The sequence below is a fragment of the Nocardia iowensis genome (genome assembly GCF_019222765.1).
GTDB classification, from domain to species: domain Bacteria; phylum Actinomycetota; class Actinomycetes; order Mycobacteriales; family Mycobacteriaceae; genus Nocardia; species Nocardia iowensis.
The window spans coordinates 3330344-3346480 of sequence record NZ_CP078145.1 but is presented as its reverse complement, the minus strand read 5'-3'; the positions used below and the strand labels follow the sequence as shown (position 1 = coordinate 3346480).

Genomic DNA, 16137 nt, shown 5'->3' with positions numbered 1-16137 from the left:
AAGGGATATCACGATGCACACGAGGACGTTCGACGATTCCGACAGTGCACAATTCGATGGACATCCGCACTGTGACCTGTACCTATCGCCCGGGCAGGTACCGGATCACCGTCGCGAAGGGACGTAAAGCGCCCTGAATTAGGTCATTTCACAAACGATCGGGCTCGATTTTTCAGCGATCTCCAGAATGTCCTGGCCCGCGTCTCGCCGTCGATATACTCGAGCCCGGTTTGTCTACTGTGCCGGACTTTGTTATACGTCTCGACGTTTTGCGCGGCGATGACGAATGGCCGTATTCGGAAGGACCTACGTGTCGGATATCGCTATTGTTGGTATCGGTTGTCGATACGCGGGCGGAATCGATTCGCCCGACACGTTCTGGGAATTCGTCCTCGACAAACGGGACGGCGTGGTCGAGATTCCGCCGGATCGGTGGGATTACCGCCGATACTACGATCCCGACACCCGCACCCCCGGCCGCAGCTACACCAAGCACGGCGCGTTCATGACGATCGATCCCTGGGAGTTCGACCCGGACTTCTTCGGCATCTCGGCTCGCGAGGCGACCGTGCTCGATCCACAGCAACGCCTGCTGCTCGAGGTGACCTGGGAGGCGCTCGACGACGCGGGCATAGCGGGCCGCACCGCCGGCGCGCCGGTCGGTGTGTATGTCGGCGGATTCGTGGTGGACCAGTCGGTGATCGGCGTGGTGGGCCCGGCGCTGTTCCACACCGACATGCACACTCCGGCCAGCGCGTCCTACACCATGCTGTCCAACCGAATCGCCTACGCGCTCAACCTGACCGGCCCAGCGATCACCGTCGACACGGCGTGCTCGTCGTCGCTGGTCGCCTTCCACCTGGCCTGCCAGGCACTCGACAACGACGACTGCCGAGTGGCGCTGGCCGGCGGAGTGAACGTCATGTTGCAGCCCGAGACATTCGTGCTGATGTGCAAGGGCAGCTTCCTCGCCGCCGACGGCCGATGCAAATCCTTCGACGCCGCGGCCGACGGCTACGGCCGTGGCGAGGGCGCGGGCATGGTGGTGCTGAAGAAGCTCGACGACGCGGTGCGCGACGGTGACCGCGTCTACGCCGTGGTCAAGGCCACCGGCGCCAACCAGGACGGGCGCACCACGGCGATCACCGTGCCGAACGCCGATTCGCAAGAGGCGCTGGCCCGCACCGTGTGCACCCGGGCCGGTTTGACACCGGACGCGATCACCTACGTGGAGGCGCACGGCACCGGCACCCTCGTCGGGGATCCGGTCGAATTGCGCGCACTCGGCCGCGCCTTCGGCGCACCGGCCGGACGCACGCGCCCCCTCGGCGTCGGTTCGGTCAAGGCGACACTCGGTCATACCGAGGCCGCGGCCGGAATCGCGAGCGTGATCAAGGCGGCGTTGGCAATTCGGCACCGCGTGATTCCGCCGCAGGGCTGGCTCGACAAGCCCAATCCGGATATTCCCTTCGACGAACTCGGCCTGCGGATCCAGGTGGACGCCGAACCGCTGCCCCCGCACGCTGATCCGATGACGATCGCGGTCAACGGCTTCGGCTACGGCGGCACCAACGCCCACGCGATCCTGCAGGAGTACCGCACGCAGTCGACGGTCCCGACCACCGAATCGGCGCGGCACTTCGGGATCCTGCCCATTTCCGCGCGCGGCACCGGCGCCGCCCGAGCTATCGCCGGTCGCTTCGCCGATCTGATCAGCGCGGGCGCCAGCCCTGACCAGCTGGCCGAGGCGGCGTGGACGCGGCTGGCACACCACCAGTACCGCACGGGCGTACTGGTCGGCGACACCGAGGACGTGCTCCGGGATTTGCGGCACTTCGCGGCGGGCGAGGGTCGTGACGCGGTGCGCACGGTCGCGGCCCGCAACGACGAGCCGGTCTTCGTCTTCTCCGGCATGGGGCCGCAGTGGTGGGGCATGGCGCGTGAATTGCTCTGTGCCGGAGGCGTATTCGCTGAAACCGCAGCGAAGATCGATGCCGAGTTCAGCAAGCTCTCTGATTGGTCGATCATCGACGCGCTCCTGCAGTCCGAGGCGGAGTCGCGCGTACCGAGCACCGAGGTGGCCCAACCGGCCAACTTCCTCGTCCAGGTGGCGTTGGTGAGTGAGCTTGCCCAGTACGGGATCACCCCCGCCGCGGTCGTCGGCCACAGCGTGGGCGAGGTGTCGGCGGCGTATGTCAGCGGGATGCTGTCGCTGCGCGAGGCGGTGCGGGTCGCCTACCATCGAGCTAGGTTGCAGGCGACCACCGCCGGATCGGGCGGGATGCTCGCCGTCGGGTTGCCCCTCGACCGGGCCCGCGAACTCATCGCGGACGACCCGCGTGTCGACATCGCGGCGATCAACAGCGCGAGTTCCCTCACGCTGTCCGGCGATCCGGACCGGCTGGACGAGATCGCCGAAAAGCTCACCGAGGACGCCGCCTTCGCTCGCAGGCTGCGGGTGGAGGTGCCGTATCACAGCCGGTTGATGGACCCGATCCTGGACGAACTGCGCGCCGAACTGGCGGACCTGTCCCCCCGGCCCCCGACGGTGCCGTTGTATTCGACGGTCACCGGCGAACTCGTCACCGAGGCCGACTGGGATGCCGAATACTGGTGCGCGAATGTTCGCCGACCGGTGCGCTTCTTCGATGCCGTGACGAAAGCCATCGGTGCGGGCAGCCGGGTGTTTCTGGAGATCGGCCCACACCCGGTGCTGTCGGGCAACATTCGCGAGGCACTGGTGGACGCGGACGTGCACGGCACCACGGTGGCGACGCTGGACCGCAAAGAGCCCGACTCCGCGAGTATCCGTCGCACGCTGATCGGTCTCTACAGCGCCGGTGTGCTCGAGCCGGAACAGCTGTTCCCGGCAGATGGCCCGGTCAGCGCACATGTGCCGCTCCCACGCTACCCGTGGCAGCGGACGCGATTGCACGCGACCCTGCCGCTGTTCGAGCAGGCCCGGCTCGGCACCCCGGGCAGCTATGCCATGCTCGGTGATCCGGACGTGGAGGGCAAAGCGGACTGGCTACTGCAAGTCGGTACCGAACTGCTGCCCTGGTTGGCCGATCACGTGGTCAACGGAATCCGCATCATGCCGGGTGCGGCCTATCTGGACGCCGCCCTCAGCGCGACGGCGACTCGCCTCGGTGTCAAACGCGTTGCGCTGGAGCAGGTTCGCTTCGTCGCGCCACTGATCATGGCCGTCCCGGATGTGCCGCTCATGGCACTGAGCATCGAGGAGTCCAGCGGCCGCTTCCTGATCAGATCCCGCAATGCGACCGGATCGGCGTGGACCGTCCACGCATTCGGGCGCACCCTGACCGGCAGCCACCTGCCGTCGAAGGCAACGGTGCCCACCATCGAGGTCGGCCTCGATATCGACCCGGAGATGTTCTACACCGGCCTGACCGCCGCCGGCCTGCAGTACGGCCCCGCCTTCCGGCGGGTTACCTCGATGCGGGTCGGCAGGGATATGGCGGTGGCCACGGTCGATGGCACAATCGCCACGGACTCAGGTCATCTCGCGCATCCCGCGGTGGTGGACGCGGCCATGCAGACCGCGGCACTGCTGTTCGCCGACGAGCGGATCAACGAAGGCGTCATGGTGCCCGTCGGCGTGGCGGCGGTTCGACTGCTCGCGCCGATTCCCGAGCAGGCCACGGTGGTCGCTCGCCGCGATCCCAAGGCCCGGCTGCGCGCCGACGTCGATCTGCTGGACGCCGAGGACAACCTGGTGCTGCGGTTGACCGGCCTGCAGATCGGCGCACTGAAACCCGGCGACGATCCACTGCATCGGATGGCCGAGTTCTATTACCGCGAAACCATGCGGCAGCGCGACCCGGTCGACCCGGCCGCCCTGCCCGACACCGGCTCGGCCGCCATGGTCGTCGTCGCGCTCGGGAAAAGCAGTCGCGCCGAACAATTGGCGGCGGCGATCCCGAGAGCACGGCAGTACCTCGCCGATTCGGCATCGAACCTGGAAGCGGAGCTGGTCGAAACCCTGCGGCAGGCCCGAACGGAGGAAACCGCCCGGCTCCATGTGTGCGTGGTGGCCGGTGCCGATTCCGACGATCTCGCGGATCTGTGGACCCTCAAGCGGATCGCCGTCGCGGTACACGAATTCGCCAACCCGCGCACGGACGAGCAGACGCCGCAGACGGTCTTCGGCGACGGCTCCGTGCACGTCACCCTGATCACCGAGCGGGCATTCACATTGCCGGACAGCACGATCGCGCCGGACTCCCGCCAGTCCGCGCTGGCCGGGGCGCGGCGAGTGCTGTTGAACGAGCAGACACCGTTGCGGTGGCGCCTGATCGATGTGGACGCCGACACCGACATCGCCGATCTGGTCACGGAATTGGCTGTGCCGGGTGCGTTTTCGTACGACAACTGCGACGAGGTGCTGCTGCGCGACGGCCAGCGCTGGGCACCCGAGGTGACCAAGCCCCTCCCTGAGCGTCTTGCGGTGCACGACACCGCCGAGCCGCTGACCGACCCCGAGGCCAACTTCGAACTCGAACTTCCCAGAACGCGGTTGCTGTCGGCACTGGCCTGGCGGCAGTGCCCGCGCCGAGAACCGGGCCCCGGTCAGGTCGAGGTCCGCATGCAGGTGATCGGGCTGAATTACAAGGATCCACTCAAGGTGATCGGCCTACTCGGTGAAAGGGAGTTGGCACCAACCTATTTCGGCACCGTACCGGGCATGGAGGGCGTGGGTACGGTCGTGCGGGTCGGCGCTGGAGTCGAGGGTGTCGCCGTCGGGGACCTGGTGGCGGTCGCGGCCAAGGGCATGATGCGGCGTTACGCCATCATCGACCGGCAGCTGGTGATTCCGCTGCCCGCCGACACCGATCCCGGCTATTGCACCAGCGCAATCGCTTTCGCCACGGCCGAATACGCGCTGCTGGAGCTGGCGCGGCTGGAGCCGGGCGAGACGGTGCTCATCCACGGCGCCGCAGGCGGCGTCGGCACGGCCGCTATTCAGGTGGCCAAGGCGCGGGGGGCGCGGATCATCGGCACAGCCAGTTCCGATGAGCGACGACAGCACATCCTCGCGCTCGGCGCGGACCATGCGATAAACTCGCGTTCGCTCGACTTCGTCGACGACGTGCTCGCCTTGACCGATGGTGTCGGCGCCGAGGTCGTGTTGAGCAGCGCCCCTGGTGAGATACTGCGCCAAAACTTCACCGCGGTCGCGGAATTCGGGCGCATCGTCGAGGTCGGCAAGGCCGACATCTACACCGGCGGGCTGCTGGAGCTGGCCAATTTCGACAAGAACGTGGCCTATTACTCGATGGATCTGGACCGGTTGGTCGCCATCCGTCCGGAGCGGCTGGCCAGCCTGCTGCAACGGGTGTACGAGAACGTGCTGGCGGGCGTCTACCGGCCGCTGCCGTACAAGATGTTCGAAACTCAGGACGTAGGAACCGCTTTCGAGGAGGTCATCCGCTCCACGGGGCTCGCCCGGATCGCGCTGCGCATCGACGCACCCGAGCCGCCCGTCCGGCCCTATCTGCCCGACATCGAGATCCGCGACGGCGCAACCTATCTCATCACCGGCGGGTTCGGCGGATTCGGCATGGCCACCGGCCGCTGGCTGGTCCTGCGCGGGGCGCGCCGACTGGTGCTACTCGGCCGCAGCGGTGCGACCACCGAGGACGCACGGCGCCAGCTCGAGGCATGGCGCACCATCGGTGTCGAGGTGATCGAGGAGCTGGTCGATGTGACCGACGCCGACGCCGTCGCCGATGTCGTAGCCCGGGCACACGGCGCCGAACACCCGCTGCGCGGCGTGTTCCATGCGGCGGGCTCGGTGGCCGACAACCGCATCGAGCTCATGGAGCACGAACAGTTAGCGAAGGTGTACCGGCCGAAGGTCCACGGTGCCCGCGCAGTGCACCGCGCGATCACCGAGGCGGGCATCCGGCTGGACATGTTCGTGCTGTACTCCTCCGGTGGCTCGATGTACGGCATCTACGGCCAGTACAACTACTGCGCGGCCAACCTCGCGGTCGAGGCGCTGGCCGAGGAGTGGGCCAAGGCGGGCGAGCGCGCGCTGTGCATCGGGTGGGGACATCTGTCCGGGGCGACGGGCGGGATGGCCGCCGACGCGACGGCCACCAAATACCTCGACCTGGTCGGCTTCGGGCCCATCGATATGGCCGACGCCACCGCGTATCTGGAGCAAACACTGCGCTTGGCGGACACCCGGGCGGCGATCATCCCCACCGACTGGGCCAAACTCACCGGCACCTTCCCGCAGCTGACCCGCACCGGCCGGACGATCGAGCTGGCCAAGGCCGCCGCGAAGGACACCTCCGAGCTCGCCCGGCTGCGCGCTGAACTGGTCGAACTCGACGACACCAAGCGCGGGCCGTTCATCGCTCGCAAAATGGCGGCGGAACTGGCCGTCGTGATGGGCGTCCCGGTGGATTCGATCGATATGACAGTTCCGGTGCCCGAACTCGGACTGGATTCCCTGATGGCAGTGGAACTCGGAGCCCGGGTCACCAAGACCCTCGGCATCGATCTGATGTCATTGCAGATGGGCCGATCATTCAGCCTGGAACAGGCCGGTCCGAAGGTTGCCGAACTCGTGCTCGCCGCCGAAGCCGGGCGGCCGCAGCCGCTGCCCGAACCGGCGGGGGTGGCCGCACCGTGATCGACCTCGGGCTGATCGATGAATGGAACCCGGCGCCCGGTCGGCTGGTGACCTGGGTGGCCGCACCGGAATCGGTCGCGCGCGCGGCCGAGGCGCCCGTACATCCCGCACCACCGTCGCATCAACAGGAGGAATACCTCCGGCTCGCCGATCGGCACGCCGGGGCCGACTTCCGTTACTCGGGTCTGTGCCTGGTAACCGTCGAGATACCCATGGGCGACCTCGATCGGGACGCGATGACGCGCAGCATCAACGCCTTCCTGCTACGCCACGACACCTTCCGGACCTGGTTCGCCATCGGCCCCGGCGGGACGATCCGGCGGCACCTGGTACCCGAAGAGGTAGTCGAATTCGTTCCCATCGACCACGGCGAGCTCGATGACGCGGAAGCCATCCGGGAGCACGTGCAGAAGACGACTCCCGGTCCCTTCCAATGGGATTGCTTCACCTTCGGTGCGATCGAGCATGGTGACTCGACCACGGTCTACCTCGCGGTGGACCATCTGCACACCGACGGGCTCGGGCAATACCTGTCCTGCTCCGACCTGGCCTACCTGTATGCGCGCGAAGCCTGGAACGTCGGCGACATGCTGGAACCCGCTGCCAGCTACCTCGACTACTGCACCGCGGAACGCGAATATACCGCGCGGTTGACCCTCGCCTCGCCGGGAGTCCGGAAATGGCTGGAGTTGATCCGCGGCAACGACGGCGAATTGCCTTGCTTTCCTTTGGATCTCGGCAAACGCACGGATGGATACAATCGCAGCGCACACCGCAGCATCACGTTGCTCACCGAGGCCGACGCTCGCCGATTCGAACAAGTGTGCCGGGCCAACGGCGCCGAATTCGTCGGCGGCATCTTCGCCGCGGCGGCGCTGGCCGAAGCCGAACTCACCGGCAGCGACTACTACTTCGGCATGACACCGCTCAGCACCCGTACCTCGGCCGCGGAACGAGCCTCGGTGGGTTGGTATGTCACCCTTGTCCCAGTGGCGTTCCCGATCGCGGCCACCTCCTTCGCCCGCGCCGTGACCATCGCGCAGCGGGCCTACGAGAACGGTATCCGGCTCGCGCCCACGTCATTTCATCGCGTGCTGGAGCTGTTGCCTGCCGATACCGACATCCACATCCAGCCGGGTTGGGCGACGCCGATGATCTCGTATGTGGACGCGCGCGACTTCGCCGGGCACGAGTTCTTCGACCTGGTGCACGGCGGCATCTTCGCCAATCGCGCCGCGTCCGAGGAAGTCCTCGTGTGGATCAACCGCATGCCGTCGGAAACGTCGCTGAGCGTCATCTTCCCCGATACACCGGTGGCGCACGAATCCGTTCAGCGCTATATCCACACGATGCGGCGGATGTTCGAAGCGGTGGCCGCTCAGTCGGGCTAGGCGACCAACTCCATCAGCCCGCGCGGGGCGGCGCCCGGCTCGGTCGGAAAGCTGAACCGCAACAGCCGATGTGGCGGCTCCGCCTCGAAGTGCGCGATGGAGGACGGAATGAAGCCGCCGATCATCTTGTCCAGCAACGTGTTCACATGCGCGAAGCCCGGCCGCAGCTGCACCGGCCAGCTGGTCACCCGCCCCGCAGGTACGTCGACGCTCGTCTGCTTCTGCACCCGCGCCGCCACCGGCCAGTGCACCGAGAAGGCCAGCCACAGATCCAGGGAGGTCTCGGCTCCTTCGATGAAATCCAGCCCACGCAGCAATGTCAGACCCCCGATGAACGGCACAACGTTCGACGGGAACGGTCCGACACCGCTGCCGAATTGCAGATGCGTGGTGTCGAGAAAATGCGCCTCCTCGCGCGATACCACCGTGTGCTGTGAACGCGTTTCGGCCCGATAATCCGCCGCGCGTAGCCAGCCACCGACCCGACTGAATCGCTGCTCGATCGTGATCGTCGGATTCCCGTCGCTCGCCCGCAGTTCGACCGTCGAGTAATAGTCGTGCTGTGCGCGGGTCACCACACTTGTCACCTCGAACGCCTGCGGCTGATCCGCGACGCCGACGGCGTAAATGGACTTCTCGCCGTCGGGAATCCCGGGATCTCGGAACGCAGTGCGCACATTTCCTCCTCTTGGCCGGTGACCGATCGCCCGTTGGTGAAAGTTATTCAAATCGCTCACGATGCGGCGGTACGAGTGAAATCACTATCTCTACTACTACTCACAAAATCTCATTACGCGAAGATGGTCACGGCACAAGACAACGCCTCGACACCTCAGTCGCCGAGCGCCGCACGGAGCAACGGCCAGGAGTTGTGCAGGTCTTGCTGCCAATACCCCCAGGAATGCGTGCCGGTTGGCCGCGAGTCGAACGTCGCGGGAATATCCAACTCCCGCAACCGGTCTCGTAGCTGCGCTGTACACGCCGCGGTAATGGCGTCCAGCATTCCGCCGATGGTCAGCTGGTCAAGGAGCTTCACCGGATTCGCGTTGATCCCGGGACCGTCCAAGGTATCGAGCGGACCGGGCTGCCCGGTACCGCTCGATACATAGATGGTCGTGCCGCGCAGGCGACCCGCGTGCAGATAGGGATCGTTGGCGGCCCACGCCGGATCGGTGGGCGGGCCCCACATGTTCACCGGGTTGCCGCGCTGAGCGATCACCATGGCGTCGACCATCGCTTGTCCGGACGGGTCACTGGTGCGCACGCAGCCGCTATAGGAGCCGATCGCGCGATAGCGCCCGGGCGCGGCGAGGGCGAGCCGAAACACCGCGGAGCTCGCCATCGACGGCCCCGCAATGGCATTCGCCCCGGTACCGCGAAACGCGGAGTCGATGACGACAGGCAGTTCGGCAGTGAGAAAAGTAGTCCACTGTTGTCTGCCGAGAACCGGATCGTCGGACCGCCAATCGGCGAAGAGGGTGCCGCCACCGCCGACCGGCATCACCACCGTGACTTGCTGATCAGCGAAGAAGCGCTGGGCGTCGGTCTTGGTGAACCAATTTCCGCCGTCCTGCCAATTTCCGGTGTCGGTGCCGCCGTCGATCCCGTTGAGCAGATACAGGGTCGGCGCCGGCTTCGAAACATCGGCTGCCGGAAGAACTTCCACCGGCACGCTACGTCCCATCGCGGCGGAGTACACCGTCAGGTCGAGTACCCGGCCCGGCCCATGCTCCGCGCCGATCAGCCGCGACCCGTTCGGTGACTGGTGTGCCGACGCCGACACCCGCTCCGCGATCGTGGCGTCCGAGTCGGCGAAAGCGACCCCGCCCGAGCACATCAGAACCGCGGCACCGATCAGGGCGGTCACCCGCACACCGCGACGGTTTCCCTGTCGGTCCCCGACACCCATACACACCTCCGAGCACAACCACGGGTATCCGCCGACCGTAAGCCGTGACCAACGCTCAATATCGGAATCCCATTGTGATTTGGGTGGATTCACATCCCGGTCAGGTCCGGGATTGGGCAGCGCACACAATGTAGGAGTGCAGGTGAGCAACACCGCCGTTCCGTCTCATACTGGGATCGATTGCAGGTTGCCGGTCCGCTGAAGTATCGGCCAGATGGGTGACCAGTGGATCGGGGGCACCCGCCGGCCCCGAGCTGTTCGAACCGGCCGACGAGAAGTGCATGAATTGGTTACCGACGTCATCGATGTGGGCGCGAATTTCGCGGTTGCCCGTAAAGCACTGTGGGATCTGTTTCTCGAACCGCAGACCTACCCACGATTGTTCGCCGGAATCGGCGCCTGCGAGCACGTGGATTCCCGTGCGGACACCCGAATTGTGCAGGTGCGCATCGGCACCGCCGAATCCGGGATTCGCACGTATCAGCTTCGGCTCACCGTGCGGCGCTGGTACGAAAGCTTCGAGGTGCAGTGCCCGGGTACCGGCAGCTTCGTCTCGGTCCGCCTGCGTGGCGACGAGGACCGCACCAAGATCGTCGTCACCGTGTTCGCGCCGGGCCGGTTGCATCCGCTGATCGTCGACCAGCCCAACGCCGCCGTGGTGTCGTGGGTGAACAGTGGATTGCGGCGCGCGGTCGATGTCATCCGTGGTGCACGGACCTCCACGGTGATCAATGCCGAGAATTCCCCACTGCGGCGGCAGGTCAGCGTGGCCAAACAGATGATCACCGTCGGCGTCGGGCGCACCACGAACCTCGCGACCGGCGTCAAACAGGCGCGCTCCCTTGCGAAATGGGGATTCAATCTGGCGGGCGGCTACGCGGCGGCGGCCGCGCACGCACCGGATCGGATCGCCATCATCGACGAGGCCGGCACCCGCACCTTCGCCGAGATGCACGCGCGGACGAACGCGCTGGCCGGTGCGCTGGCCGGGCTCGACCTCGGCTTCGGCGATACGGTAGGTCTGCTCTCCCGCAACCACGCCGGAATGGTCGAATGCATGGTCGCCGCAGGGAAACTCGGCGTCGACGTGGCGCTGTTGAATGTGGGGCTGTCCGGTCGGCAGATCGAGGACATCGTGCAGCGCCACCGGCTCGCCGCGCTGTTCGTCGACGGCGATCTCGAGCAACTGGTCCGGTATCTGCGCACCGACCTGCAACGCTTCAACACCGACGGTCGCCCGCCGGTGCCGCACCGGACCACTATCGACGATCTGATCGCGAAGGGAGAGCGGCACTTTCGTCTTCCGAACCGGGCGGGCAGGCTGATCGTGCTGACCTCGGGAACCAGCGGCACACCAAAGGGCGCCCGGCGCCCGGAGCCCAAGGGCTTCGGCACCATCGCGGCCCTGCTGTCGCGGATCCCGCTCCCGATGGCGGAGCCGATGCTCATCCCGGCGCCGCTCTTTCACACCTGGGGCCTGGCCGGTCTCCAGATCAGTACGCCGCTCCGCGCGACCGTGGTCCTGCCGGAGCGTTTCGACGCCGAGGACTGTCTGCGGCTCGTCGCCGAACACCGGGTCGCCAGCATGATCGTCGTGCCGACGATGGTGCACAGGATCCTCGATCTGCCCACCGCGGTACGTGCTCGCTACGACACGTCGAGCCTGCGCGCCGTGGTCAGCTGCGGCGCCCCGCTGGCCGCGGCGACGGTGCTGCGATTCATGGATGTCTACGGCGATATCCTCTACAACGTCTATGGTTCCACCGAGGTCTCCTGGGCCACCATCGCCACCCCCGACGACCTGCGGACCGCACCGACCACCGCGGGCAGACCACCGCTTGGCACCAGAATCGCTGTGCTCGGACCGGACCAGCGCCCGGTTCCGATCGGTGTCACCGGGCACATCTTCGTCGGCAATCACATGCTGTTCGACGGCTATGTGAACTCGGCGCCGCCCGCGGAAGCCGACGGGATGCTCGACACCGGCGACCTCGGGTATCTCGATGTCGCAGGGCGACTGTTCATTGCGGGGCGCGATGACGAGATGATCATCTCCGGGGGCGAGAACGTCTTTCCACGGCCGGTCGAAGAGGCCCTCGCTCACCTGCCACAGGTAAGCGAGGTTGCCGTAGTCGGCGTCCCGGATCAGGAATTCGGCCAGCGCCTCGCCGCGTTCGTGGTGAAACGCGAAGGCGCGGGCCTGGATTCGGACATGATCCGGGCCTACATTCGCAACCGGTTGAGCCGCTTCTCGGTTCCGCGCGACGTCACCTTCCTCGCCAAGTTGCCGCGCGGCGAAACCGGCAAGATCATCAAGCATCTGCTCATCGGATCGCAGCCCGGCGAATCGCCGATGCCGTCTGCGCTTGGCGATCCGCATGTGATCACGTGAGCTTCTTCGCCGGGTCCGGCAGCGCGAGCGTCGGCAGCGCCATGGCAATGGCGCCGATCGCGATGGCGAGCAGCATGACGACGCTGCCGCCCAAGGTGTGGGCGCGGAAGAACATCACGCTCAACAGCGCAAGGCCGACCGCATTGCCGATCTGCTCGATGGTGGGCAATTGGCCGGACGCCTCGGCCATCTGGCGCTCGCGCAGCCCCGCTAGCATCAGCGGTTGTAATTGCACGCCGAACAGGCCGACCCCAAGGCCCGCGAGGAAGACCGGCCCGAGGGCCAGTGCGAGATTCACCTGCCCGTTCGTCAGCTTCAGATAGACCGCGCCCACCGCCACCAAGCCGCCGTACAGTGCGATGCCGAGCGCGAGTACCTTTACCCCCCAACGCTTTACCAGGAATGGCGAGGCGAGCGCACCCGCACCGGCACCGAGCGCGAACGGTGTCATCGCCACCCCGGTGCGCAGCGGGGTGAAGTGCAGTTCGTCCTGCAGGGTGATCGATACGGTGAAGACGAACGCGGTGAAGAGGCCGAAGAAACTCGCCACCAGTGCGGCGCCGATGGCGAAGCCGCGATTGGCGAACAGGTCCAAGCGCACCAACGGGCTGCCACCACGCCGTGTCAATCTGCGCTCGTATCCGATGAAAACCGCACCTAGCGCCAGCGCCCCGGCGATCACCCCGAAAGGTCCCGGCCGCCAACCGTTCTGCTGGATGTCCGCGAGCGCGGCGAGCAGCGCGAACAGGCTCACGGTGGACAGCGCCACGCCGCCGAGGTCGAGCCGGTCGCGTTCCGGCGGCTTGCCGAGGCGCAAGTATCGGAAGCCGAGGGCGAAGGCAAGGATGCCGATCGGCAGGTTCATCAGGAAGACCGAATGCCAACCGAGCCCGGCGATATCGGCCGTGACGAGCGCCCCGCCGACTATCGGCCCGAGCATTCCGGCGAATCCCGCGGTCGCCCCGTACAACGCGAACACCAGCTGATGGCGGCTGGGTGGGAAACTCGCGATGAGGATGGCAATGGTCTGCGCGGCCATGCCCGCGCCCGCCGCACCCTGGAAGATTCGGGCTATCACCAGTTCTGTTGCACTGGTGGAGATTCCGCACCACACCGATACCGCGGTGAAGGCGACCACCGACACCAGGAATACGACGCGACGACCCAGGATCGCACCGATCCTGGCCGCGGTGAGCAGGGTGCACGCGAAGGCCAGCGAGTAACCGGACACCACCAGCAGCTGCTGGGACGGCGAGGCTGCCAGGTCGGCGGTGAGATTCGGCAGCGCGGTGTTCACGATGGTCACATCGATCATCTGCATGAATACCGCAATGAGACATCCGGTGAACGCGAGCCAAGGTCCGAATCCGTCTTCGGTCCGCACACCTGGCAGGCGGGTGCCGATCTCCGTCACGCGCGCACCTCCCCCGGCACGTCGTGCGCGCCGTCGCGGCGGTCGACCTCGAATTCCTGGCACGAGTCCGGTAGATCGGCAGCACATGGGTAGCCGACGATGGCACTATCCGACATCTGAATTCTCCCAACGACAAAGCCGGCTGTCGCGTGTCTCGTGCACCGCACCGAGTACATTCACCGATTCAGCGCCGCGCTGAAGATCGGCCACGAGTTGTGCAGATCCTGCTGCCAATATCCCCACGAATGGGTGCCGGTCGCCCGCAAGTCGACCGTCGCGGGAATATTCAACTCCCGCAACCGATCCCGTAGCTGCCGCGTACACACGTTCGCGATGGCCTCGAGCGGGGCGCCGAACAACAACTGGTAGGTCAGCTGCAGCAGATCACCGCGGACACCCTCGGGGGTATCGAGCGGTCCCGGTCGTCCACTGCCGCTGGCCACGTATATGGCGGTGCCACGGAGCTTCTCGGCGTGCAGATACGGATCGTTGGCGGCCCATGCCGGATCGCTCGGCGGGCCCCACATGTTCGCCGGGTTGCCCTGCTGGCTGGCGACGACGGCGTTGACCACGGCCTGACCGCGCACGTCGCTGGTGCGCACGCAGCCGCTGTACGAACCGATCGCGCGATAGACCCCGGGCGCGGTCAAGGCCAGTTGGAAGACCGCGGTTCCCGCCATCGAGATTCCCGCGATCGCATTGGCGCCCGTCGTATTCAGCGTGGCATCGATGAGCGGGGGCAACTCGCGGGTGAGGAAGGTGGCCCAGCGCTGCCTACCGAGCGCTGGGTCATCGGTGCGCCAATCGGTGAAGTAGCTGCCCCCGCCGCCGAACGGAATGACAATGTTGACCTGCTTGTCGGCGAAGAACTCGGCGACATCGGTCGCGTCGGCCCAGTTGCGATCGACGCCGCCGTCCGCGCCGTTGAGCAGATACAGCGTCGGCGCGGGTATCGAATCATCCGGTGCGCGAAGCACCTTCACAGCGACAGGTTTGCGCATCAGCGCGGAGTAGACGCTCATATCGGCCGACCGCCCTTCGGTGATGGTCAGCACATGCGAGCCGTCCGGAGCCGACACCTGCTCCGGCGTCGCCGGTTCGGCCCGCGCGGTGCTCGTCAGCATCGCGCCTACCAGAACCGCTGTCGCGAACCGCGCGGCCGTAACCGCCGCACCACCGGTAATGTGATCGCCCACGCGGCACCTCCGGCCCCTTCGTGCACTCCTCCGATGAGCGCCGACGCTAGCCCGCGGCCACCGACCCGAACCAGCATTCCCGGATTCCTTGGGACACCTGACCGACCCGACCCCGGCGCACCTGGTGCCGGTCACAACCGCCGCTAGACGCCGCGCGGCCTCGGCCTGGCGCTATGCTCAACGATGACTCGGCGCGCCGGCGCCGCGCTTTCCACATCGGCTTTCCACATCGCGAACATCAGCTCGAGTCCGTACGCATTCGCCCACGTTGGAGGATCCATGCGACCCGACAAGACCACCGCCACCGCGGTGACCGCTACTGCCGTCATCTGCACCGCTGTGCTGCTGAACGCCGCGCCCGCCGCCGCCGAGACGCATACCGAGATGCCGACGCTCTATACCCTGGCGACCGAAGCGGGCGGTCTCTGCGCCGGGACCATCAACGCGAAGATCAACACCTTTGCTGACAGCGACCAGGTCTCAGTCGGATATCAGGCGAACTTCGGGGGCGTCGGCGGCTGCGCGACAACCGTCGTCTTCACCTGGCACAACGTGGATACCGGGACCAGCGGTGCCGTCACGAATCAGGTCGTGTCGTGGAGCTACTCGGCGTCGTTCCGACCCGGTCCCGGCCGGATCGCCATCGAGATGGCCACCACCACACCGCATTTCCCCCAGCAGGCCCGCGTCGAGGTCTACCTGTGATCCGAGTCAGGTCGGTTCAGGCCGAAAGTGGGGCCGACTAGCGGGTTGGTGTGGTGGCGAATCTGGTCTGCTCGACGGCCACACCGATGCGGTACTCGCTCGATTGTCTCTGCGGGATGAGTACCGGCGCCGATTCGGCGGTCAGTTTGCGGTGGTGCACCGCGCGACGTTGTTCGGGTCGCTGCTCGCCGCCTGCCACGCACACCATGGCGTTTCGCTCCGCGGCGGCTGTGCGGTCATCGGGTACCGGAACGATGTCGACTCGGTGCGGTGCATGCTGTCGTCGGGCAGCGAATTGCACGCCGACGGTGTAATCGGCGCCGACGGTATCCACTCGAAGCTGCGTGGCCAACTCGTGTGGGACGGTGTGCCACGGCCCTCGGACCACACCCTCGTCGCGGCCGGTCTGCTCACCCGGGAGGAACGCCGAGCGGGACATGGCTGCGGCGACACGCCGGTGCGCGCT

9 protein-coding genes are annotated in these 16137 nt (G+C 66.6%); 4 read left to right on the top strand and 5 right to left on the bottom strand.

What is annotated here, in order from left to right:
• The first annotated feature begins 310 nt into the window (after positions 1 to 310).
• Together KV110_RS15395 and KV110_RS15390 are read left to right on the top strand one after the other, a co-directional pair.
• Positions 311 to 6664, top strand: a complete 6354-nt coding sequence (locus tag KV110_RS15395; RefSeq protein WP_218476811.1) for a type I polyketide synthase — start codon at positions 311 to 313, stop codon at positions 6662 to 6664.
• The gene (locus tag KV110_RS15390; protein ID WP_218476810.1) at positions 6661 to 8055 is read left to right on the top strand and encodes a condensation domain-containing protein; all 1395 of its coding nucleotides are present in this window, start codon (positions 6661 to 6663) and stop codon (positions 8053 to 8055) included. The genes KV110_RS15395 and KV110_RS15390 overlap by 4 nt, the downstream gene beginning before the upstream one ends.
• Here the strand turns inward: KV110_RS15390 and KV110_RS15385 are convergent.
• Complete coding sequence (locus tag KV110_RS15385) at positions 8052 to 8732, bottom strand: hypothetical protein (protein WP_218476809.1); 681 nt, start codon at positions 8730 to 8732, stop codon at positions 8052 to 8054. The genes KV110_RS15390 and KV110_RS15385 overlap by 4 nt on opposite strands.
• 155 nt (positions 8733 to 8887) lie before the next feature.
• Positions 8888 to 9964, bottom strand: a complete 1077-nt coding sequence (locus KV110_RS15380; RefSeq protein WP_218476808.1) for an alpha/beta hydrolase — start codon at positions 9962 to 9964, stop codon at positions 8888 to 8890.
• 286 nt (positions 9965 to 10250) lie between these two features.
• On the opposite strand from KV110_RS15380, the gene KV110_RS15375 reads away from it, so the two are divergent.
• Entirely contained in the window at positions 10251 to 12356 is a 2106-nt protein-coding gene (locus tag KV110_RS15375; RefSeq protein WP_218478493.1) for an AMP-binding protein, read from the top strand.
• Here the strand turns inward: KV110_RS15375 and KV110_RS15370 are convergent.
• Positions 12349 to 13770 (bottom strand): MFS transporter, encoded by a 1422-nt coding sequence (locus KV110_RS15370; RefSeq protein ID WP_246634555.1) that lies wholly within the window; start codon positions 13768 to 13770, stop codon positions 12349 to 12351. The genes KV110_RS15375 and KV110_RS15370 overlap by 8 nt on opposite strands.
• A 176-nt stretch (positions 13771 to 13946) precedes the next feature.
• Positions 13947 to 14966: an alpha/beta hydrolase gene (locus tag KV110_RS15365; protein ID WP_423710161.1), complete on the bottom strand. Its 1020-nt coding sequence runs from the start codon at positions 14964 to 14966 to the stop codon at positions 13947 to 13949.
• A 279-nt stretch (positions 14967 to 15245) separates the two neighbouring features.
• On the opposite strand from KV110_RS15365, the gene KV110_RS15360 reads away from it, so the two are divergent.
• Positions 15246 to 15671 carry a hypothetical protein gene (locus KV110_RS15360; RefSeq protein WP_218476807.1) on the top strand — a complete coding sequence of 142 codons (426 nt, stop codon included), beginning with the start codon at positions 15246 to 15248 and terminating at the stop codon, positions 15669 to 15671.
• Positions 15672 to 15708: 37 nt separating this feature from the next.
• On the opposite strand, the gene KV110_RS15355 is transcribed toward KV110_RS15360, so the two are convergent.
• The gene (locus KV110_RS15355) at positions 15709 to 16110 is read right to left on the bottom strand and encodes a hypothetical protein (RefSeq protein ID WP_218476806.1); all 402 of its coding nucleotides are present in this window, start codon (positions 16108 to 16110) and stop codon (positions 15709 to 15711) included.
• Positions 16111 to 16137: the final 27 nt, after the last annotated feature.